Annotated in this window: 19 protein-coding genes; 13 read left to right on the top strand and 6 right to left on the bottom strand. The window is 64.7% G+C overall.

Annotated features, from left to right (window positions below):
* Positions 1-236: 236 nt before the first annotated feature.
* Positions 237-647, top strand: a complete 411-nt coding sequence (locus ASC75_RS10300) for a hypothetical protein (RefSeq protein WP_055974124.1) — start codon at positions 237-239, stop codon at positions 645-647.
* Between the two features lie 206 nt (positions 648-853).
* On the opposite strand, the gene ASC75_RS10295 is transcribed toward ASC75_RS10300, so the two are convergent.
* Both ASC75_RS10295 and ASC75_RS10290 read right to left on the bottom strand, forming a co-directional pair.
* Entirely contained in the window at positions 854-2,941 is a 2,088-nt protein-coding gene (locus ASC75_RS10295) for a sensor histidine kinase (RefSeq protein WP_055974121.1), read from the bottom strand.
* 129 nt (positions 2,942-3,070) lie between these two features.
* Entirely contained in the window at positions 3,071-3,850 is a 780-nt protein-coding gene (locus ASC75_RS10290) for a response regulator transcription factor (RefSeq protein WP_184117370.1), read from the bottom strand.
* 199 nt (positions 3,851-4,049) lie between these two features.
* Between ASC75_RS10290 and ASC75_RS10285 the strand changes: the two genes are divergently transcribed.
* A complete protein-coding gene (locus tag ASC75_RS10285; RefSeq protein WP_055974118.1) occupies positions 4,050-4,772 on the top strand; it encodes a response regulator transcription factor in 723 nt (240 codons plus the stop codon).
* A 22-nt stretch (positions 4,773-4,794) separates the two neighbouring features.
* On the opposite strand, the gene ASC75_RS26415 is transcribed toward ASC75_RS10285, so the two are convergent.
* Positions 4,795-4,965 (bottom strand): hypothetical protein, encoded by a 171-nt coding sequence (locus ASC75_RS26415; protein ID WP_184117369.1) that lies wholly within the window; start codon positions 4,963-4,965, stop codon positions 4,795-4,797.
* Positions 4,966-5,014: 49 nt separating this feature from the next.
* Positions 5,015-5,515, bottom strand: coding sequence for a hypothetical protein (locus ASC75_RS25950; RefSeq protein ID WP_156381192.1), 501 nt, complete (start codon positions 5,513-5,515; stop codon positions 5,015-5,017).
* Between the two features lie 179 nt (positions 5,516-5,694).
* Between ASC75_RS25950 and ASC75_RS10275 the strand changes: the two genes are divergently transcribed.
* The 10 genes from ASC75_RS10275 (at position 5,695) to ASC75_RS10230 (ending at position 17,244) form a co-directional block, all read left to right on the top strand.
* On the top strand, positions 5,695-6,156 hold the full coding sequence (locus ASC75_RS10275; protein WP_055975356.1) for a L,D-transpeptidase: 462 nt from the start codon (positions 5,695-5,697) through the stop codon (positions 6,154-6,156).
* A 530-nt stretch (positions 6,157-6,686) separates the two neighbouring features.
* Entirely contained in the window at positions 6,687-8,513 is a 1,827-nt protein-coding gene (locus ASC75_RS10270) for an iron ABC transporter permease (protein ID WP_055974112.1), read from the top strand.
* A gap of 1 nt (position 8,514) precedes the next feature.
* The gene (locus tag ASC75_RS10265; RefSeq protein WP_055974109.1) at positions 8,515-9,645 is read left to right on the top strand and encodes an ABC transporter ATP-binding protein; all 1,131 of its coding nucleotides are present in this window, start codon (positions 8,515-8,517) and stop codon (positions 9,643-9,645) included.
* 101 nt (positions 9,646-9,746) lie between these two features.
* The gene (locus tag ASC75_RS10260) at positions 9,747-10,874 is read left to right on the top strand and encodes an ABC transporter substrate-binding protein (RefSeq protein ID WP_055975353.1); all 1,128 of its coding nucleotides are present in this window, start codon (positions 9,747-9,749) and stop codon (positions 10,872-10,874) included.
* Between the two features lie 66 nt (positions 10,875-10,940).
* Positions 10,941-12,083, top strand: coding sequence for an ABC transporter substrate-binding protein (locus ASC75_RS10255; RefSeq protein ID WP_055974106.1), 1,143 nt, complete (start codon positions 10,941-10,943; stop codon positions 12,081-12,083).
* Positions 12,084-12,165: 82 nt separating this feature from the next.
* Positions 12,166-12,966 carry an HAD-IA family hydrolase gene (locus ASC75_RS10250; RefSeq protein WP_055974104.1) on the top strand — a complete coding sequence of 267 codons (801 nt, stop codon included), beginning with the start codon at positions 12,166-12,168 and terminating at the stop codon, positions 12,964-12,966.
* On the top strand, positions 12,963-13,841 hold the full coding sequence (locus tag ASC75_RS10245) for an inositol monophosphatase (RefSeq protein ID WP_055974101.1): 879 nt from the start codon (positions 12,963-12,965) through the stop codon (positions 13,839-13,841). Before ASC75_RS10250 ends, ASC75_RS10245 begins: the two co-directional genes overlap by 4 nt.
* A gap of 225 nt (positions 13,842-14,066) precedes the next feature.
* On the top strand, positions 14,067-14,810 hold the full coding sequence (locus tag ASC75_RS10240) for an inositol monophosphatase family protein (RefSeq protein WP_244487819.1): 744 nt from the start codon (positions 14,067-14,069) through the stop codon (positions 14,808-14,810).
* A gap of 38 nt (positions 14,811-14,848) precedes the next feature.
* Complete coding sequence (locus ASC75_RS10235) at positions 14,849-15,487, top strand: dual specificity protein phosphatase (protein WP_082496506.1); 639 nt, start codon at positions 14,849-14,851, stop codon at positions 15,485-15,487.
* Between the two features lie 29 nt (positions 15,488-15,516).
* On the top strand, positions 15,517-17,244 hold the full coding sequence (locus ASC75_RS10230; RefSeq protein WP_055974098.1) for a metallophosphoesterase: 1,728 nt from the start codon (positions 15,517-15,519) through the stop codon (positions 17,242-17,244).
* Here the strand turns inward: ASC75_RS10230 and ASC75_RS10225 are convergent.
* Together ASC75_RS10225 and ASC75_RS10220 are read right to left on the bottom strand one after the other, a co-directional pair.
* Positions 17,202-18,221, bottom strand: a complete 1,020-nt coding sequence (locus ASC75_RS10225) for a substrate-binding domain-containing protein (protein WP_055974096.1) — start codon at positions 18,219-18,221, stop codon at positions 17,202-17,204. The genes ASC75_RS10230 and ASC75_RS10225 overlap by 43 nt on opposite strands.
* A gap of 154 nt (positions 18,222-18,375) precedes the next feature.
* Positions 18,376-18,855 (bottom strand): NUDIX hydrolase, encoded by a 480-nt coding sequence (locus ASC75_RS10220; RefSeq protein ID WP_055974093.1) that lies wholly within the window; start codon positions 18,853-18,855, stop codon positions 18,376-18,378.
* 199 nt (positions 18,856-19,054) lie between these two features.
* On the opposite strand from ASC75_RS10220, the gene ASC75_RS10215 reads away from it, so the two are divergent.
* A complete protein-coding gene (locus tag ASC75_RS10215) occupies positions 19,055-20,080 on the top strand; it encodes an ABC transporter substrate-binding protein (protein WP_055974090.1) in 1,026 nt (341 codons plus the stop codon).
* Position 20,081: the final 1 nt, after the last annotated feature.

Here is a 20,081-nt window from a genome sequence, read left to right as displayed (position 1 = left end):
CGCTCACTGCAAGAGCTGTTACACGGGTGACGTGGGCCATTTCTCAAAATGGTACAGACAATTGGTCGATGTGACGGAAATTGCGGATCATTGTGACCGATTTGGCAGTATTGCTGACTGGTTTTGTGGTTTCTGGATTGTTGCATTAGGCTCTTCTGATCAGCATCCGCGCGTTACAAAGCGCGGATATGTTCATTTTAACAGGGGAATGAAATTTAGCGAAAAAGGCAAATCCGATGTCCGGCACCAAGCAGGTTTCCGAATTCGACCGTCAGTTCCAGCCGCGCGCGCATATCTACCGCCGCCCGCGCCTGGCTCTTCGCCAGCGTGCGAACGAGCACCCGATGGCGATGTTTTCGGTGCTGGTCATCGCCTCGCTTTCGTCGATGGCCTGGGCGCCGGGCAGCGGGCCGGCATTCGCCTCGGTTGGCTCGGCGCCACGGATGATGGACGGTGCGCGCACGACGCCAAAGACCGACCGGCTGCCGCAGTCGGAGACCGATATCGCCTGCCGCGGGCAGGCCTGGGGTGTCGAGAACGAGATCTGCCTCGAGGCCATCGCCAAGGAGGCCGGCATTCGCGAGGCACGCAAGGTGCGGCTGATCGCCAGCGCCGAGCCGCTCCGCACCACACCCAACATCTTCTGATCAGCGTTCGGGGCGACGGCCCCGCAACGTGGCATGTTCCCTGCCGCGCACTCAGATCCTCCAGCGCGTACCTGCCCCTGCAGCTTCGGCTGTGGGGGCTTTTTTTGTCCGGTAGGCGGGGTCGGCTCTGTAAAATGGGGGTGTCGGCGTCTGCGTGGCCTGTGCTGAACCCCGTGCCGCGTTTGCTGCGGACCCCGGGGGGGCGTCTACTCGTTGTCCGCGACCTGATCGCTGACTGCACTCAGGGCACTGCGCACGTCGAAGGTGCTGAACGGCTTTTCGAGAATGTGCGGCTTGAGGTTCGGCGGCAGTTGCTCGAGCTCGGCCTTGGCGCCGATCAGGTCGCCGGTGACGAGCACGAAACGCTGTGCCATGCCGGGCTGTTTGGCGACGATCTCGCGGAAGATGGTGATGCCGCTCCGGTCGGGCATGCGCAGATCGGAAAAGATGATGTCGACCGGCTGATCCAGCAGCGCTTCGGCATCCGAATCCCAGGTCGAGACGATCCGCGCCTTGACGCCCATCAGTTCGAGGATGTCGGACAGCGAACCTGCGACATCGGGCTCGTCGTCGATGATGACCGCATGGCGCAGGCCGCTCGACTTGGGAACGGATTCCATGGCCGTGCCGTGGCCGGCCTGCATGGGAGGGAGCTCGACGACGAAACGCGCGCCGGCCGGCTCCACCGGCTCGAACCAGATCTTGCCGTTGTGGCGGTCGACGATGGCTTTCGAGATGGACAGGCCGATGCCGGTGCCGACGCCGACCGGCTTGGTGGTGAAGTAGGACTCGAAGATGCGGTCGCGGATGGTCTCGGCGATGCCGGGGCCTGAGTCCTCGACCGAGAAACCGGCGCTGCCGTCGGCATTGCGGAACGTCCGGACCTTGATGCTGCGCAGCTCGCTTGCGGCGGCAAGGGCATGCTGGCTGTTGACCAGGAAGTTGGCTGCCACCTGGGTCATGTGGTCGGCGTCGGCCATCACGCTGAGCGGGCCCGGCGCCAGGTCGGTGTCGATGCTGATGCCGCTCGAACGCGCGCCATAGGCGGTCACTTCGAGGGCGGCGCGGATGACCTGGTTGAGGTCCGTCTCGGAGCGGGCGGTGGGATGCAGGCGCACCATGCCAAGGAAGCTCTTGACGATGCGGCCACAGCGCTCGGCGGCTGCGCGCACCTTTTCGGCCCGCAGCTTGGTCTGCGGGTCGGGGGCAAACTCGTACAGCAGCGTCGACTGGGCAACGACGACCGCGAGCGGGTTGTTGAGTTCGTGCGAGACACCGGCGAGCAGCGAGCCCATGGCTGCCATCTTCTCGTTCTGGTGCAGTTTCTCGCGCTGGCGGTTGATCTCTTCTTCGGCGTGGTGCTTTTCCCTGAGGTCGCGGATCGAGCCGAGGATCAGCCGTCGGTCGGCAAGCCGCATCTCGTTGGCGGTGAGTTCGATCGGAATGATCTCACCGGCCGCATTCTGGGTCACCGTCTCGAGCCGGTGGCCGACCATCGGCGAGCCGCGGCCCGCGAGGTATTCGGCGCCGTTGTTGTAGCCCTTGCGGTAGTAGGTGGGGATGACCGTATCGAGCAGGTCCTTGCCGAGGACCTCGTCGCGCGTCCAGCCGAACATCTTCTCGGCGGCCGGGTTGAACTCGATGATCGAGCCGGTCTCGTCGACCACCATGATCGCGTCGAGAGAGGCTTGCAGCATGGTGCGGCGGATGATCTCGCTGACATGGTATTCCGACAGCGAGCGTTCGACGGCGTCGCCAAGGGCTGCGGCGATGATTTCGAGGGCGGCGATTTCGTCGTCTTTCCAGTTGCGTTCGACGATGCAATCGTTGACCGCCAGCGTGCCCCAGAGATGGCCGTGTGCCGAGACCGCCACCGACAGAAACGACTTGATGTGCTGCTGTTCGAAATCGTTGCGCAGGAAGCCGGTCAGGTCCCGCGTCAGCCCGGCGAAGATCTTGCCCTGGCGGCCTTCCTCGGCGAGGCGTTCGAGCAGCGGGTCGGACTCCACCAGTGCCTGGTTGATCGTCGTCGGCGGTGCTGCGAAGGCGTCGATCCTGGGGTCGACCCAATAGGCGGCGATGGACTGCGCGAAGCCCTGGCCGGGCAGGTCGCGCAGCCGGAACAGGATGGTGCGATGGCCGCCGAAGCCGCGGGCAAAACATTCCAGGATGTGATCAATCTCGATCTGCCAATCCTGGGCCTGACGCAGCCGACGCACGATCTGTCCCGCCACGATGGTGGGGCTCGGCGTGCCCGACGGATTGTCGGTGCGTGAGACGGTCAACAAGGTCATCGCGGTTCCTGGCTCGGCCGGAGGCTTTGGAGCGCCGTGCGTCCCATCAGACGCACAAAGGACGCTCCAAGTGTCTAATATTGCGCATCGTGCTTTCCGAAAATCGACTCCGATTTTCGGGCCGATGCGCTAGTAGCCTTCGCTGCCGGGCAGGGAGAAGATATAGCCTTCCCCGCGCACGGTGCGCAGAAATTTCGGGTTCGCCGGATCGTCCTCGATCTTTTTCCTGAGCCGCATGATGCGGATGTCGACGGCGCGCGAGGATTCGGGGTCTTCGGCGAAGCCGATGGCCTCCGAGATCGTAGCGCGGCTGAGCAGCCGGTTGGGCCGGGTCAGGAAGACCTCGAGCATGTCGAACTCGCTCTTGGCCATGTCGATGATGGTGCCGGCGCTGCCGGTGACCAGGCGGCCGTCGAGATCGGCCTGGAAGGCGCCGAAGGCGATGGTGCGGCGTGGCGGCTGGGCGGCGAGCAGCGACTGCCTGAAGCTCTCGGGTTGCGGCACGCGTCGGATGACGCTGCGAACGCGCGCGAGAAGCTCACGCAATTCGTAGGGCTTGACCATGTAGTCGTCGGCGCCGATCTCGAGCCCGACGATGCGGTCTAGCGCGGTGCCCGCGGCGGTGGCGTAGATGATGCCGATCGGCATCCTGGAGCGCAGCCAGCGGCCAAGCGACAGGCCGTCCTCGCCGGGCATGGCGATGTCGAGAATGGCAAGCTGGAACTGTTCGGTCTCGATCAGGGCGCGCAGGGCAGCTGCGCTTTCGACGGCGGTCACGTCAAAGCCGTTCGCGCCGAGATACTCGGCCACGGCATCCCTCAGGTCGGGCTCATCTTCAACGATGACAATCCGAGCGCGCAGTTTAGTCTCGCCTCCGCTATCGGCGGAAAGTAGATTGGGTATAAACATGATGTCCAGTGATCATTTGGCGTGGGCAGTTGCTAACGGCGCTGTGCCTGGTTAGGGGCGAATAGAGGCTTCGAACGTCCAGACTGGGGATCCATCCCCGGCCAAGCGCGTCTCGCGGCATCTTCTTGCCCCTGGGAGCGGCGACAAGACCGGCCCGGCAGGCAATGGTCGCGACGACACTGTTGCTGCGGGATGGAACATGGCTGGAAGATCGGTCGTAGCACTTGTTGCCATAGCGGAGGTCGTTGCCTCCGACCTGACCGATCATCTCGACCGGCGCGGCCATGACGTGCGCACGGCGCGTCGGCTGTGGGAGGCCGAGTCGTTGCTTTCGGCGCGCGGTATCGACGTGGTCGTGGTGGGCGACGGCCTGACGCCATCGCAAGGCCGCGACCTGCTGCGCGCCTTTGGCGGCGAGGGCGGACCCGATTTCATCCTGATCTGCCGGCCGACCGAACTGGTCGACAAGGTGCTGGCACTGGAACTCGGCGCCGCCGATGTCGTGGAGAGCCCTCTCAATGTCAGAGAGCTTGCCGCGCGCATCGGCGGTCTCCTGGCGCGCCGGGGACGCGGCACCCAGGAATTGGTGGTGCTGGAGAATTCGACCGTCGACCTGAGGTCGGCGCTGGTGATGCACCGTTCCGGCGAGGAGGAGCAGTTGTCGCCAGGACAGATCGCCTTGCTCAAGCTGTTCCTGTCGCAGCCCAGGAAGGTGCTGACGCGCGACGACATCATGGCCGCGGCGCCGGCCGAGAGCGCCGACGCCTTCGACCGCTCGATCGACTCGCGCATCGTGCGCCTGCGCCGCAAGCTCGATACGGAAAGCATCACCACGATCCGCGGATCGGGCTACCGGTTCGATCCGCCGACAAAGGCGGCCGGCCAGGAGGCCGGCTCTGCTCCAACCGAAAATCCGAACTGACGTCGCTGCGGCGACCAAGATTTCAGCGCGCCGGCGCGGCTGCGGCCGGTACGGCCGTCTCGACGATGCCGGTCGTCATCGTTTCGGCGTGGGCCCTGTCCTTCAGGAGCACGCTCGCCACTGCGGCGAAGCCAAGAAGCCCCTGGGTGTAGAGAAGTGCCGAAAGCACGGATGCGACGAATTTGTTCTTCATGGTCGTGGGTTCCGTTTCCGTCCCAGGGGTTGGTGGTGTCGGCCTGCAATCAACCGAATACCCGCGCCGCCTGACCTGCCGTGGACGGCGCGGGTATCCTGTCCTCGCTGCGAGTGACGCGCGAGGTTCTGCTCACCCAGGCCAGGCACCCACGCCCATGGACCCGACCGATGTGCAGAGTTGCGACGAACAATGCTGTTGCGAAGACAAGAATGGCGTGGTCTGCCGGCGCCATGTCCTGCACCGGCAGCAAATCCGCTGCCATGGCGTTGCCCGGGTCGGCCAGAACTCCGATCCCCGACAGTATCGCCGTAGCGACGCCCACCCGCAGGAACCATCTTGCAGCCAACCGTTTCGCGCCCATCCTGCTTTCGCAACGTTCGTTTCGTCGGGAGTGAATTTGGCGGGCCGCTGTATCGGGAAGATGCCGCCGGGTTGTCCCTGACAGGCCTCTATTGTTGCAATGCTGTTGCGGATTCAGCCGTGGCGGCCATTTTTCGCCGGATGTGCGATGAGGAATGCCCGTCGCGCAGGTGCCAACGGATATCATGGGCTCTCCGCCAGCCAATTTTCGGTGGCGGATAGGTCAGAACCTGAAGCGGCGTGTATAATTTATGAAACACAACCGAAACGAGAAAATAGCTCAAACGAAATATTAACGAAACATGGAGCGCGCATAACGCTGCCCATCAATTCAACGTCCGGCGTGGCCGGCAGATGGAGCAAGACATGCAGTTCGCCCTTTCCTCCCGGTTCATCAACGTCACGGCCGTCGCAATGACCGGCGCGGCCCTTCTCCTCGGGGTCGGGCAGGGTGCGGCGCAGGCTGCCAGCAAGATCGTCGCCCGGGTGTCGATCGGCGAGCAGAGGATGCATGTCATGATCGACGGGCACACCACCTTCGTCTGGAAGGTCTCCACCGGCGGCAAGGGCTATGTCACGCCGAAGGGCTCTTTCAAGCCGACGCGGATGCACGAGATGTGGTACTCGCGGAAATACGACAACGCACCGATGCCGCATTCGGTGTTCTTCAACGGCGGCTATGCCGTACACGCCACCGACCACATCAGCCGGCTCGGCCGGCCGGCGTCGCATGGCTGCGTGCGCCTGCATCCTGACAATGCCGAGGATTTCTACGAACTGGTCGAGGCCTTCGGTCCGGCCAATACCAGCATCCAGATCGTCAAGTAGGCTCGCCGGATATCTGGCTCGAGCTTCGAGGCCCGCCCTGGGTCGGCCGCTGCGCCGTTCCCGGGGCGGGCTTTTTGCTGCCCGCAGCGGGTGAAAACTCAACTTGCACGGCAGTGCACAATTTTCTCTAATCTCATGCTGCGTTGCCGACGGAAAGCTCATTGCAAACGAATAAATTAGGCTTTTCATCCAATTTTTGCTGTTTTGCACGCCTGTGCAAAAATATGACGAATCCGGATTGACATGAACGTGCCGCGGATGGAATGAATATGCCAACAGGCGCAGCGATGCGCCGGTCTGCCCGGAGGAGGGCGGGCGTGCCTGAAGCAAGGGCGGCGAGGAAGCAGCGGACCTAGTCCGCCAGGCCCAGCCACAGGCACCAGCGGAGGAGAATGCATGTTCGTGCCAACGCATGAAGGACTGGCCGCGCGTCCGATGGATCGCGGCTGTCGCCAAGGCGCCGTCCCGACTGGGGAAGGGAGGGGGGCTTCGTGAGCGGGCCTGCCCAGACATCGACCAAACCCGCAGTCATGGCACCCAGGTCGGCATCCCGGCTTGCGGCGCCGACGCGGGGCCAGCGCCTGCGCTATCGGATGAAGGTGGCGCTGCGCGAACCGACGACGACCATCGGAATCCTGGCCGCCGCGCTGTTTGCCTATCTCATTGTCGTGCCGATCATCTCGATGCTGTCGGACGCGATGCGCGTCCAGTTCGGCGACGAACGCCGCATCAAGCAGGATGTCGGCGAGCTGACCTGGTATTATCTCGACCGCGTCTTTCTCTCGCGCATCTCGCACGATTTGTTCTGGGAGCCACTGGTCAACACGCTGAGCGTGGCGGCGGGCGCCATCGTGCTGTCGATGTTGGTGGGCGGCACGCTGGCCTGGCTGCTCAGCCGCACCGACATGTTCGGACGGCGCTGGTTCGCGACAGCCCTCATCGTGCCCTACATGCTGCCGGCCTGGACCTTCGCGCTGGCCTGGACGACGCTGTTCAAGAACCGCACCGTCGGCGGCCAGCCCGGCTGGCTGGAATCGCTTGGCTTTTCGCCGCCCGACTGGCTGTCCTATGGCCAGCTGCCGGTGACGATCATCCTGGCGCTGCATTACTCGCCCTTCGTCATCCTGCTGTTCGGCAACGCGCTGCGCCGCTTCGATTCCCAGCTCGAAGACTCGGCCCGCATCCTCGGTGCCGGCAGGCTGACAGTGGCGAGCAAGATCATCATGCCGCTGATGCGCCCGTCCCTGATGTCGGCGATGGTGCTGATCTTCGCCAAGTGCCTCGGCGAATTCGGCGTGCCCTACGTGCTCGGCCTGCCGGTCAATTTCGACGTGCTGGCGACCTCGTTGTACCAGAACATCTCGTCGCGCCAGGTCGGCGTGGGCGCGGTGCTGGCCGGTGCGATCATGCTGATCGGCATCATCACCATCACCATCGACGCCCGGCTGATGCGCGAGGCGCGTCGCTTCGTCACCATCGGCTCGAAGGGCTCGATGAACCGGTTGAGCCCGCTCGGCATCCTGAGGATGCCGGCAACCGGCTTCGCGGCGCTGATGTTCGTGCTCAGCGTCGGCCTGCCGATCGGCACGCTGTTCCTGTCGACCGTCATGCGGGTGCCGGGCCAGTTCAATCTCGACAATTTCACCCTCGACTACTGGATCGGCACCAACCTCAACACGGTGGCGCTCCAGACTGGCATCCTGTTGAGTCCGGACCTGTGGAATGCGGCCTGGAACAGCCTGCGCATCGTCGGCGTCGCCTCGATCACCTCCGGCATTCTTGGGCTTCTGGTCGGTTATGTCGTGGCCCGCACGCCGGTGAGGCCGCTCGGCACCTTCCTGCGCCAGGTGACATTCCTGCCCTATCTCGTCCCGGGCATCGCCTTTGCCGCCGCCTATCTGTCGCTGTTCGCCGTGCCGCGCGGCCCGATCCCCGCGCTCTACGGCACGACGCTGATCCTGATGCTGGCGCTGATCGCCGACCAGATGCCCTATGCCTCGCGCGCCGGCATCGCCGCCATGACGCAACTCGGCAAGGACCCGGAAGAGGCGGCGCAGATCGCCGGCGCGGGCTGGTTCCGCCGCATGATCTCGATCGTCATCCCGATCCAGAAGGGATCGCTGACGACAGGCATCCTTCTGCCCTTCATCTCGGGCATCAAGGGGCTCAGCCTGTTCGTCGTGCTGGCGGTGCCGTCGACCGACGTGCTGACCACCTATTCGCTCAGGCTGGTCGACTACCACTACACGCAGGCCGCCAACGCCGTCGTGCTCATCATCGCGGGCCTCGCCTATTTCGGCGCGCTGCTCGGCCAGAAGCTGACCAAGACCAATCTCGCGCAAGGACTGGGGAACTGACATGCCGAAGATCAACCTGAGCGGCGTCGAGAAGAACTACGGCGGCAATTCGGCCAATGCGGTGGCCGACCTCGACCTCGAAATCGGCGACGGCGAGTTCATGTGCCTGCTGGGCCCGTCCGGCTGCGGCAAGACGACGACCTTGCGGATGATTGCGGGGCTGGAGCACCTGACGGCGGGCGAGATCCGCGTCGGGCCCAAGGTCGTCGATTCCGTGGTCGAGGGCGTGTTCGTGCCGCCGGAACGGCGCGAGATGGGGCTGGTGTTCCAGAGCTACGCGCTGTGGCCGCATCTGACCATCGAACGCAACACCGACTTCGGCCTGCGCCTGCGCAAGATGCCGAAGGCCGAGCGCGAGGCGCGCGTCGACCAGGTGATGAAGACGCTGGGCATCGAGAAGTACCGCGACCGCTATCCCTCGCAGCTGTCGGGCGGCCAGCAGCAACGCGTGGCTTTGGCCCGCATGCTGGCGGTCAATCCGGAGGTGCTTCTGCTCGACGAGCCGCTGTCCAACCTCGACGCCGCCCTTCGCCTGGAGATGCGGGCCGAGCTCAAGCGGCTGCATGCCGAGTTCAAGACGACGATCGTCTTCGTGACCCACGACCAGTGGGAGGCGATGACGCTTGCCACCACCATCGCCGTGATGAGCGAGGGCCAGCTGCAGCAGGTCGGCACGCCCAACGACATCTATGACCGCCCGGCCAACCGCTTCGTGGCGCAGTTCGTCGGCAACCCGCCGATCAACATCGTCGAACTGGACGATGGCAATTCGGAGGTATCGCGGCGGGTCAATGCCTATCTCGGCACGCGCTTTGCCGAGCTGCGCGACGCCGGTTCGATCGGCATCCGGCCGGAGGCGATCCGCCTCGCCGACGCCGAGCGCGGCGTTGCGGAAGGGGCGCTGTCGGGCAAGGCGGAGGTGACCGGCATCCTGCCCACGGGTGGCAGCTGGATCATCGAGCTGACCGCCGCCAGCGAAAAACTGTTCTTGACCACCCACCAGTCGCCCGAGGTCGAGGTCGGCGAGGCCGTGACCTGGTGGGTCAAGCCCAAGGCGCTGCATGTCTTCGACAAGGCCGGCCAGCGCGTGGAGGCGGCCGACCGGGCGATGCGACCGGCCAAGTTGCATTGAGACGTTCGGTGGGCGGCGGAGGACCGTCCGCCGGGAATGAAGCAGGACTATCGGGAAACAAGACGGCCGGCATGGAGCCGGCCCGAAAGAGGGAGGAAGAGATGAGCAGACATTTCGATGTGAAGCGGCTCCTTGCTGCGACGGCGCTCGGCATTGCCGCCGGCCTGTTTGCCGGTGCAACGCAGGCCGAGGAGTTCGACCTCAACGCGCTGATCGAGGCGGCCAAGAAGGAGCCGCCGCTCAACGTCTATTCGAGCACCGGCAAGATCGTGAAACAGGCCGAGAATTTCACCAAGAAGTATGGCGTGCAGGCGACCGGCACCAAGGCCAATGCCGCCGCGCAGCTGGAAATGGTGATCCGCGAAGGCCAGGCCAAGAATGTGCAGGGCGACGTCATCCAGATCTCCGACGTGCCGGCTGGCGTGGCGCAGCTGGTGCCGCAGGGCTTCGTCGAGAGCTGGCTGCCGCCGGATCTCGCCGCCAAGATTCCGGCGCAGTACCAGAACCCGCTGACCGTCTCCAACGAGGCCAACGTCTTTGCCTACAACACCCAGCTCAACGAAAGCTGCCCGGTGAAGAACATCTGGGAGCTGACGGAGGCCAAGTGGAAGGGCAAGCTCGCCATGCAGGACCCGCTCAACAAGGCGTCCTATGTCGACTGGTTCAACCAGATGGCGACCAATGCCGACGACAAGGTGGCTGCCGCCTACAAGGACCATTTCGGCAAGGAGCTGGTGACCGACGAGGAAGGTGCGACCGCCGCCTGGGTCAAGGCGCTGGCCGCCAACGGTCCGCTCCTGACCGATGCCGACGAAGGCGCGGCGCAGGCTGTCGGCGCGCCCGACCAGAAGGAGCAGTTCATCGGCCTGATCAGCTCGGCCAAGTTCCGCAACAACCAGGATGTAGGCTCGAAGCTCGGCCTCTGCACCGGCCTGAAGCCGTTCGCCGGCTGGATGTATCCGAGCCTCGGCTTCATCGCCAAGGGCACCGACAGCCCGAATGCGTCCAGGCTGTTCATCCACTACCTGATGACCGAGGAAGGCATCGCCCCGCAGGCGGCCGACGGCAAGATGTCGACGAACACCGACGCCAAGCTGCCTGACGACGAGCCCTCGGGTATCGGCAAGGCGCTGGACCAGATCTTCCCCTACGACTCGGCGTCGGCCCAGGGCGACTGGGACGCGCGCCAGGATTGGCAGGACCTCTGGCGCATCAACTACAAGAAATAGTGCTTGCGATTGCCGCGCCCGGCGTTCGGCCGGGCGCGTTTCAGCCGGATTTTTCGGGAGGAAACAATGAAGCCGGCATTTGGAACGAGCAGGAAAGTTGCACTCGCAACGACCGCGCTGGCGGGCATGATGGCGGCAGCGGTGCTGGCGTCGGCCCCGGCGCGGGCCGAGGCCTTCGACCTCAACGCGCTGGTCGAGGCGGCGAAAAAGGAAGCGCCGATCAACATCTACGACAGCACCGGCAAGATCGTCGAAATGGCCGAGAACTTCTCGGCCAAATACGGCGTGAAGGCGACCGGCATCAAGGTGTCGGCGAGCGCGCAGCTCGAGATGATCGTGCGCGAGGGCCAGGCCAAGAACGTCAAGGGCGACGTGGTGCTGATCACCGATGCGCCGGCCGGGCTGGCACAGCTCCTGCCGCAGAAATTCGTCGAGAGCTATCTGCCGCCGGACATGGCCGACAAGATCCCGGCCAAGTTCCAGAACCCGCTGGCGATCACCACCAATGCCAGCGTCTGGGCCTACAATACGGAAGTCCATGACGCCTGCCCGGTGAAGAACATCTGGGAGCTCACCGATCCCAAGTGGAAAGGCAAGGTCGCCTTCTACGATCCGCTGTCCAAGGGCACCTATCCCGACTGGTTCAACCAGACCGCGACGCATGACGACGACAAGATGAAGGCGGCCTACAAGGCACATTTCGGCAAGGACATCGAGGTCGGCGAAGACAGCGCCACGGCTGCCTGGGTGAAGGCGTTTGCGGGCAATGCACCACTGCTTTCCGATTCGGACGATGCCATATCGGAAAGCGTGGGTGCGCCGGGCCAGAAGGAGCCGTTCTTCGGATTGATGAGTTCGGCCAAGTTCCGCGACAACGCCGACAAGGGCTTCAAGCTCGGTCTGTGCGAAGGCCTCGATCCGTGGCCGGGCTGGACCTATGTCAAGCTCGGGCTGATCGCCACCGGCACCAAGAGCCCGAACGCCGCCAAGCTGTTCATCCACTACATCCTGACCGAAGAAGGCATCGCGCCGCAGGTAAAGGACGGCAAGCTGCCGACCAATCCCGATATCGGGCTGCCGGCAGACGAGCCTTCGGGCATCGGCAAGGTGCTGGACAAGCTGCAGCAATACGACGCCTCGACGGCGCTCGAAGACTGGGATGCGCGCCAGGATTGGCAGGACCTTTGGCGCGTCGCCTACAAGAAATAGTTTCCCGGTGGGCTAGGGACGGGGCCCGTCTCCTTCGGCTCCGTCCCGCTTTTTTCCACTGGCTCGATCTGGAGATCATGGCATGACCGAACCCTCGGCGAGAACCCTCGCGGCGCCAAAGGCGCTGTTGCTCGACTTTGGCGGCGTGATCGTTTCGACGGCGCATGTGCCGGGGTGGCGCGAACGGCTGGCCTCGCATGTGCACGGGCTGCTCGGCAAGGCTGGGGTATCAGGGCTTTCGGCCGAGCAGATCGCCGCCGACATCAAGGCGGGCGGCATTGCCGATTCGCATTGGAAGGATGCGATGTCGCGGCCGTTTGCGCCGCGCGAACTGAAGCACGAGGAATTCTGGGGCGATTTCGTTGCCGGCGACTGGCCAAAACAGGCACGCGACGTGGTGGTGGCCGAGGCCTACGACCTGTGCCGCAAGATGGGCAGCTGGAAGAGCGAGCGCGTGTTGCGCACCGGCATGCTCGACCTGCTCGATGCAGCGGATGCAGCCGGCGTGCCGGTCGGCATCGTCAGCAACGCGCTGTGCGGCCAGGTGCATGTCGATTTCCTCGACGCCCATGGGTTGACCGGGCGGTTCGCCACGGTCGTCCACAGCGACGAGGCGAAGGTGCGCAAGCCGAACCCGGAGATGATCTGGCTGGCGACGCGTGAGCTGGGCATAGAGGCTGGCGAGGCCTGGTATGTCGGCGACAATTTCGACCGTGACGTGCTGTGCGGCAAACGCGCCGGGGTCGGCGGCAACATCCTGATGGAGGACAAGGGCACCTATGACCTGCCCTACGAGTTGAAGCTCAAGCCCGATGCCGTCGTTGCCGATCCAGTCGGGCTGCTGGCGCTGTTCGCCAAGACGACGCGGGGGATCGCGGCATGACCGGCATCGAGGAATCCCGGCACCTGCGAGCGATTGCCGAGAGGGCGTCGCGGTTGATGCGCGAGCCGCTCCTGGCGGCGTTCCGCTCCAGCATGGCTGTCGACTACAAGGTCGACCTGCACGACGTGGTGACGAAACACGACAAGGAGGCGGAGGTGGCGATCCGCGCCTTCATCCTGGGCGAGGTGCCCGACTCCGTCGTGGTCGGCGAGGAGGCCGGCGAGAGCGGCGATGGCCGGGTGCGCTGGTATGTCGATCCGATCGACGGCACCTCGAATTTTGCCCGCGGTTTCGCCTTCTGGTGCGTGTCGGTCGGGGTGGCGATCGACGGCGAGATCGTCGCCGGCGCGGTCTACGACCCTGTTGCCGGCATGCTGTTTTCGGCCGACCTGACCGGTGCCTGGCTGAACGGCGCGCCCCTGCGTTCGCGCGCCATAGCCGACGAGCGGCATGCGACGCTGATCACTGGCTATCCGGTGGCGCGCGACCTCAGGCTGGACGGGCGCGAGCGGGCGCTGGAGAATTTCGGCGTGCTGGCCGAGACATTCTCGACCCTGCGGCGGCCGGGCAGCGGGGCGCTCAGCCTCTGCCACGTCGCTGCCGGCTGGGTCGATGCCTCCGCCGGGTTCGGCTCCAACCCGTGGGACGTGGCGGCGGCGGTGCTCATCCTCAAGCAGGCCGGCGGCAGCTATCACCCGCTGAGCCTAGGCAAGGTCGATGCCGGCACGCCTGACTTCATGTGTCCAGGCTATGTCGCGCTGGGCGAGGGCGCCGACTATCCGACACTGATGCGCGTGGCTCGCGAAATTTCCGACAGCCGCGATGCAGCGATGGTCGGCGGGCCGAAGCTTTCGGTTGCTGGAGGCGCGGCATGATCATGCCCGGCACGGCTGTGCATCAGCGCATTCGGTGCGGCGCCATCACCTTCCGTGCAACGGAAAAACATTATTCGTCTTATAACGTTGACCAATTTGCACACGTGTGCAACTTGACCTCGAAAGCCACACATGAGCATTGACATGACCGTTCACGCAGTCGCCCCGCAGCTGAATGCCGACGCCGAGCTGGACCGGCGTACCGCCTTCTGCCGCGAGATCGCCATGTCCGCCGGTGCCGTGGCGCTCGACGGCTTCAGGAACAGGACGCCGGGCTTTGGCATGAAGGGCCCGCAGGATTTCCTGACCGAGACCGATGCCGCGGTGGAGCGTCATCTCAAGGCGCGCATCGCCGAGGCGTTCCCCGACGATGGCTTTCTTGGCGAAGAAACCGGTGGCGCGATCAAGTCGGACGTATGGGTAGTGGACCCGATCGACGGCACGGCAAATTTTGCGCGCGACATCCCGCATTTCTGCATCTCCATCGCCTTTGTCAGCAAAGGCGAGATCGAAATCGGCGCGATCTACAATCCGGCGCTCGACGAGCTCTACGTCGCCAGGCGAGGCGAGGGGGCGACCCGTGACGGCAAACCGATCTCGGTGTCCAAGACCAGCGATTTCGATGCCGCCTGCGTCGAGTTCGGGTGGTCGAACCGCAAGACCAACACGCGTTACCTCGAAGTGCTGTCCAACATCCTCGAGCGTGGCGCCAATGTACGCCGCGGCGCCTCCGGTGCGCTCGGCCTCGCCTATGTCGCCGACGGCCGTTCCGATGCCTACGCGGAATTGCACATGCATGCCTGGGATTGCCTGGCCGGGCTTTTGCTGGTCAAGGAGGCCGGCGGTGTGGTCGCACCGTTTCTTTCGCTCGACGGCCTGACCAAGGGCGGGGCGGTTCTGGCGGCGGCACCCGGCGTGGCGCAGGGCATCAGTGAAGCAACGGGCATCAGCCTCGAAGGCGCGCGCTGACGGCGGCCGGACAACGACGAACGGAAGGCCAAACATCCATGGACATGACCAGCCCGCGCCATGAGCGGCCTGCACTCAGCCTGATCGAACGCGACATCGCCGGCTACGGCGTCGACATCTATGTCGGCGGCATGGATGGCGCGGGCGATCTCGAATTGCTGCGCGACAAGAACATCACCACCGTGGTGAACTGCGCGGTCAATCTCGACTTCAACTATGCGACCGAGCCATTCGGCGAAGGCGAGGCGACTAACGCGATCTACGGTGTGGGTGCGGTGCGCTACTACAAGCTCGGGCTGATCGACGGCCATGGCAACCCGGAGACCATGATGTTGTCGGGTTTCTACCTGCTGCGCGGCGCCTTCAGCCAGGTGCTGCCGGAGAAGGCGACCTATCGACGGCGCGAGAAGGGCAATGTGCTGGTCAATTGCCGCGGCGGCCGCAGCCGCTCGGTGTCGCTGGTCGCGCTGTTCCTGCATGTCGAGTTGCCGGAGAAATTCCCGACGCTCGACGCCGCGCTCGACCATGTGCGGACCCAGCGCGCGTTGCGCCGCGACGAATGGCACGAGGCACCCAAGCCGATGCTGGTCGAAGCCGCCCGCAAGGCAGCGCAATGGATCGCCATGATCGACAGGGGATTGCCGGCGCCGGTCACGGCGCTGGCCGACAACGACTGACGGCGAGGCCGCCCAGCTGTGAGAATGACATGAAGATTGCCGTCATTGCCGACCCGCATTTCCACGACATCGACTACCGCCAGAGCGTGGGGCGCGGGGACAGGGTGGCGGTGCGGACGCTGGCCGACACCAACGCCTCGACACGCGTCTTCAACGAGAGTTTCCATGCCGCAAAGGCGCTGCTCGACGACATCGTGCGGCGTGGCATCTCGCTGGTCATCGTTGCGGGCGACCTGACCGACGACGGCCAGCAATCGACGATGGCGGCGGCGACGGCGCTGCTTGCGGACTACTCCCGGCGCTTCGGACTGCGTTTCGTGGCGACCGCGGGCAATCACGACCTCTATGCCAGCCATGGCCGGCACCAGAGCAAGCGTTTTCTCAACGCAGACGGCTCGCACACGCTGGTGACCAGCGACCCTGCGATGGCGCATGGGGATTCCGTCGAGCGCATCGTTTCGGATGAGATGTACTGCGGTGGCTATGGCTCGGCGATCCCGGCGATGGGAGCATATGGCTTCTTTCGCAGCGAAGACGACAGGCACTGGGAATGTCCGTTCGGGACCGATGACAGACTGGAGGCGCGGACCTTCGAGATCGCCTCGGCCGACGGCCGGACAGTCCGGCGCATGGTGGACGCCTCGTTCCTGGTCGAGCCGGTGGACGGGCTTTGGCTGCTGTCGATCGACGCCAATGTTTTCGAGCCGAAGGACGGCGATCTCGATGAAAGGCTGGAGAAGAGCTATCACGACAGTACCGACGCCGGCTGGAACGCGATGCCGCGCAACAAGGGTTTCGTGCTCGACTGGATGAAGAGCGTTGCTGCCCGGGCGAGGGCCTCGGGCAAGCGGCTGATCGCGTTTTCGCACTATCCGGCCATCGACCCGCTGAACGGCAGCTCGGCGGACGAGGCGAAGCTGCTCAACGACACCAGTTTCCTGCGCCGGACGCCGCTGCCGGAGGCGTCGAGGGCTGTGGCGGCGACCGGCATCAAGGTGCATCTCAGCGGCCATTTGCACATCAATGACACCGCTGTCTTCCGCGACGGCGACGACTGGCTAGTCAACATCGCCGTGCCGTCGATGGTTGGCTTTCCGCCGGCATACAAGGTCCTGGAGATCGACGACCGGCGGCTGGAGGTCGAAACGGTGGTCGTCGCCGACGTGCCCGGCCATGACGCCGCCTTCGCGTACTACCGCGTCGAGGCGGCGCGGGAGGGGACGTCCGCTGCCGTCACCGAGGCCACAAGCCATGCCGATTTCCTGAGCCGGCATCTCGCCGAGATGGTCAGGCACCGCTACCTGCCCAAGGAGTGGCCCAGGGATCTCGCGGCGCTGGTGCCGCACGTGAACCTCGGCGATCTGGAACGGCTGGCGGAAGCGGCTTCACCCTCGTCGGTGACCGACGCCCTGCCGCTTCTGGCCCCGTCGGTCCGCATGGCCGGCGACGATTGGCGCGCGCTGCCGTTCTTCGAAATGATCGTCGACTGGTACAGGCTGCGCAAGGGACGCGAGGTGGCGCTCGATTTCATCGATCCGCTGCGCATCGCCGCCTATCGACATCTCGCGGCGCGGTTCGCCGCCGGCGCGTGGCCGGAGGGCTGCCTGCAGGACCGGCTGGCATCGTTCATGCGGATGATGATGGATTGGCTGGCGAGCGCTCCGTCACGCGATTTCGCGGTCGACCTCGTGACCGGCGAGGTGACGTCGAGGGATCATCTGGGACGGACCGTGCGACGCCAGACCGGGTCGGCGTGAAAGCAGGCACGGCCGCCTTGCGCGGGTTCGGGGTCGTCGCTGTCGAGCAGCTTGGTGATATGGTCGGCGACCTGGGCGATCGGCTGGCGGAAGGTGGTCAGCTGGTATGATGCCCAGCCCGCCTGTTCGATGTCGTCGAAACCGACGACGCACAGCTCGGCCGGCACGTTCATGCCGAATTCGACGCGCGCGGCATCCATGAATCCGCAGGCGAGCAGATCGGTGACGCAGAAGGCGGCATCGGGCCGGTCCGAGCCGCTGAGCAGCAGGCGTCCCGCCTCGAAGCCGGCGCCGTAGCCGGTGGGACCGGCACGGGTGATGGTGACCGACAGGCCGGCCTCGCCGGCGGCAGCCTCGAAGGCGCGCTCGCGCGCAACCAGGCTCGGCGTGCCTGCTTGCGACGACACCACGGCGATGCGGCGGCAGCCGGCGCGGTGCAGCATGTGGAAGGCTTCGCGGGCTGCGGCCGCATTGTCGACGGTGATGTTTTCGGGGCCGTCGAGATGGTCGTCGCGGTTGATCAGGATAACGTGCTGACCGCTGTTGATGCAGGTGTTGATCAGGGACGCCGGCGGAGTGCCAGACAGCACGACGGTTGCGTTGGCCCGGTAGTTGAGCGTCTGGCGCAGCGCCGCATCGACGCTGTCGCTGTCGCCAGAAGTGTTGATGACCATGGCGACGCGGTTGATGGCCTGCAGGCGCCGCGTGATCGCGTCGAGCAGGCGCGAATGATAGGGCGTGTTGATGTCGGCGCCGATGAGGCAGACGATGCCGCTGTCTTCGTGGATCAGGCTGCGGGCGAGGTGGTTGACGTGGTAGCCGAGCGTCTCGGCAGCCTCGAGCACCTTCTTGCGGGTGGTCTCGGAAACGCTGGCGCCGTCGGTGAATGTGCGGGAGACCGCCGAGCGAGAAACGCCGGCGAGTTCGGCGACCTGCTGGGCGCTTACGAATGACCTGCCCGGCTTCAGTTCGGACATTGGCAGCTCCAGTTTGGGTCGGTCGTCAAACCGCTTCTGAGCCTTTGCACAAATGTGCAACGGCAGCCTCCTGATACAATCGGATTTGACGGCCTGCAATCCTGCAACTGGAATCTTGCAGCCGCGTATCACGCATCAGGCTGCGAGCCAGCACTCAGGCCAGTTCCGCCTCGGGCTGGACCAGATTGGCGACGGTCAGGCCGCGGATCAGGGTCGAGAGCTCGGGCTCGTCGATCAGCACCGCTGCATCCGAGGGCGTGAGCCAGGCGCGCTGGCGGGCACCCGCCTCCTGCCATTCCTCGAACTCCTCGGTGACCTGGATAAGGTAGGCGGTGACTTCGACATGGACGAAGCTGGTCGACAGCCGCTTCCAGTAACAATAGCTGCCGGCCGGCTTTTTCAGCGCCTTGCCACGGACGCCGGCCTCTTCGCGGGCTTCGATGAGCGCGGCCTGGCGGCCGCTCTTGCCTTTCATGGGCCAGCCTTTGGGAACGATGAAACGACGGGTGCCGCGCGAGGTGACAAGCATGACCTCAAGTTCGCCGGCCTCGTTCACGCGGAACGGGATGGCAGCGACCTGGGCGATGATCTCGCCCCTGTTCGCCTTGCGTATGGTCTTCTTGTCCTTCGGCATTTTCGCCCCGGCGCTCCTTTCCTGCGGCCTCTCACGACCGTCTTTCCCATGCCTAGCACTTCGGCCAGATCGTGTTCATGACACCAAAGATAGTGCGATGAACACGATTGCAAAATGCGTAAAAACCACTCACTCTGCAATAGACCAAAGCGACACCAGATCGTTAGACGGCGAATAATTATGTGGAGGGAACTGGAATATGAAAACTGTCCTTTTGCGTTCGGCCGCGCTGGCCGCATTGATGATGGCCGGCGGCGCGTCGGCGCAGGCTGAAAGCCTGACGCTCTATTGCAGCGCCGACGAGGCCTGGTGCCAGCAGATCAAGACCGGTTTCGAGGAAAAGACCGGCATCACCGTCGACATGACCCGCAAGAGCTCGGGCGAGACCTATGCCCAGGTGCGCGCCGAAGCCAGCAATCCCAAGGGCGACGTGTGGTGGGGCGGCACCGGCGATCCGCATCTGCAGGCGGCCGAGGAAAACCTGACCGAAGAATACATGTCGCCGATGCGCGGCGAGTTGCACGACTGGGCGATCAAGCAGGCCGAGGCCGCCGGCAACAAGACCATCGGCGTCTATTCGGGCGCGCTCGGCTTCGGCTACAACAAGGACCTTCTGGCCAAGAACGGCCTGCCCGAGCCGAAGTGCTGGGCGGATCTCACCAAGCCGGAATTCAAGGGCCAGATCCAGATCGCCAACCCGAATTCGTCGGGCACCGCCTACACGACGCTGGCGACGATGGTGCAGCTGATGGGCGAGGACAAGGGCTTCGAATACATGAAGGCCCTGCACGCGAACATCAACCAATACACCAAGTCGGGCTCGGCGCCGATCAAGGCCGCGGGCCTCGGCGAAACCACTGTCGGCATCGTGTTCATGCACGACGCGGTGGCGCAGACGGCGGCGGGCTTTCCGATCGTCACGGTGGCACCCTGCGAGGGCACCGGTTACGAGATCGGCTCGATGTCGCTGATCAAGGGCGCCCGCAATCCCGAGGCGGCCAAGAAGTTCTACGACTGGGCGCTGTCGGCCGAGATGCAGGGCAAGGCCAAGGACGTGAAGTCGTTCCAGCTGCCGTCGAACAAGGCGGCCGCGGTATCCGAGCTGACGCCCGACCTGTCGACGATCAAGCTGATCGACTACGACTTCAAGAAGTACGGCTCGAGCGAAGAACGCAAGCGGCTGCTTTCGAAGTGGGACACGGAAGTCTCGACGCTGCCGCAATAAC

Origin of the sequence: Aminobacter sp. DSM 101952, from assembly GCF_001424795.1 — a bacterium.
GTDB classification, from domain to species: domain Bacteria; phylum Pseudomonadota; class Alphaproteobacteria; order Rhizobiales; family Rhizobiaceae; genus Aminobacter; species Aminobacter aganoensis.
Note: the sequence above shows the minus strand (reverse complement) of the source record. Positions and strands in the feature narration are given on the sequence as shown.

What these genes read in the sequence shown, in the direction of transcription:
- ASC75_RS10290 (WP_184117370.1), bottom strand. Translation starts at nt 3,850, where the DNA reads ATGTTTATACCCAATCTACTTTCCGCCGATAGCGGAGGCGAGACTAAA.
- ASC75_RS10215 (WP_055974090.1), top strand. Translation starts at nt 19,055, where the DNA reads ATGAAAACTGTCCTTTTGCGTTCGGCCGCGCTGGCCGCATTGATGATG.
- ASC75_RS10250 (WP_055974104.1), top strand. Translation starts at nt 12,166, where the DNA reads ATGACCGAACCCTCGGCGAGAACCCTCGCGGCGCCAAAGGCGCTGTTG.
- ASC75_RS10230 (WP_055974098.1), top strand. Translation starts at nt 15,517, where the DNA reads ATGAAGATTGCCGTCATTGCCGACCCGCATTTCCACGACATCGACTAC.
- ASC75_RS10265 (WP_055974109.1), top strand. Translation starts at nt 8,515, where the DNA reads ATGCCGAAGATCAACCTGAGCGGCGTCGAGAAGAACTACGGCGGCAAT.
- ASC75_RS10275 (WP_055975356.1), top strand. Translation starts at nt 5,695, where the DNA reads ATGCAGTTCGCCCTTTCCTCCCGGTTCATCAACGTCACGGCCGTCGCA.
- ASC75_RS25950 (WP_156381192.1), bottom strand. Translation starts at nt 5,515, where the DNA reads ATGATATCCGTTGGCACCTGCGCGACGGGCATTCCTCATCGCACATCC.
- ASC75_RS10260 (WP_055975353.1), top strand. Translation starts at nt 9,747, where the DNA reads ATGAGCAGACATTTCGATGTGAAGCGGCTCCTTGCTGCGACGGCGCTC.
- ASC75_RS26415 (WP_184117369.1), bottom strand. Translation starts at nt 4,965, where the DNA reads ATGAAGAACAAATTCGTCGCATCCGTGCTTTCGGCACTTCTCTACACC.
- ASC75_RS10240 (WP_244487819.1), top strand. Translation starts at nt 14,067, where the DNA reads ATGTCCGCCGGTGCCGTGGCGCTCGACGGCTTCAGGAACAGGACGCCG.
- ASC75_RS10285 (WP_055974118.1), top strand. Translation starts at nt 4,050, where the DNA reads ATGGCTGGAAGATCGGTCGTAGCACTTGTTGCCATAGCGGAGGTCGTT.
- ASC75_RS10235 (WP_082496506.1), top strand. Translation starts at nt 14,849, where the DNA reads ATGGACATGACCAGCCCGCGCCATGAGCGGCCTGCACTCAGCCTGATC.
- ASC75_RS10270 (WP_055974112.1), top strand. Translation starts at nt 6,687, where the DNA reads ATGGCACCCAGGTCGGCATCCCGGCTTGCGGCGCCGACGCGGGGCCAG.
- ASC75_RS10225 (WP_055974096.1), bottom strand. Translation starts at nt 18,221, where the DNA reads ATGTCCGAACTGAAGCCGGGCAGGTCATTCGTAAGCGCCCAGCAGGTC.
- ASC75_RS10220 (WP_055974093.1), bottom strand. Translation starts at nt 18,855, where the DNA reads ATGCCGAAGGACAAGAAGACCATACGCAAGGCGAACAGGGGCGAGATC.
- ASC75_RS10300 (WP_055974124.1), top strand. Translation starts at nt 237, where the DNA reads ATGTCCGGCACCAAGCAGGTTTCCGAATTCGACCGTCAGTTCCAGCCG.
- ASC75_RS10255 (WP_055974106.1), top strand. Translation starts at nt 10,941, where the DNA reads ATGAAGCCGGCATTTGGAACGAGCAGGAAAGTTGCACTCGCAACGACC.
- ASC75_RS10245 (WP_055974101.1), top strand. Translation starts at nt 12,963, where the DNA reads ATGACCGGCATCGAGGAATCCCGGCACCTGCGAGCGATTGCCGAGAGG.
- ASC75_RS10295 (WP_055974121.1), bottom strand. Translation starts at nt 2,941, where the DNA reads ATGACCTTGTTGACCGTCTCACGCACCGACAATCCGTCGGGCACGCCG.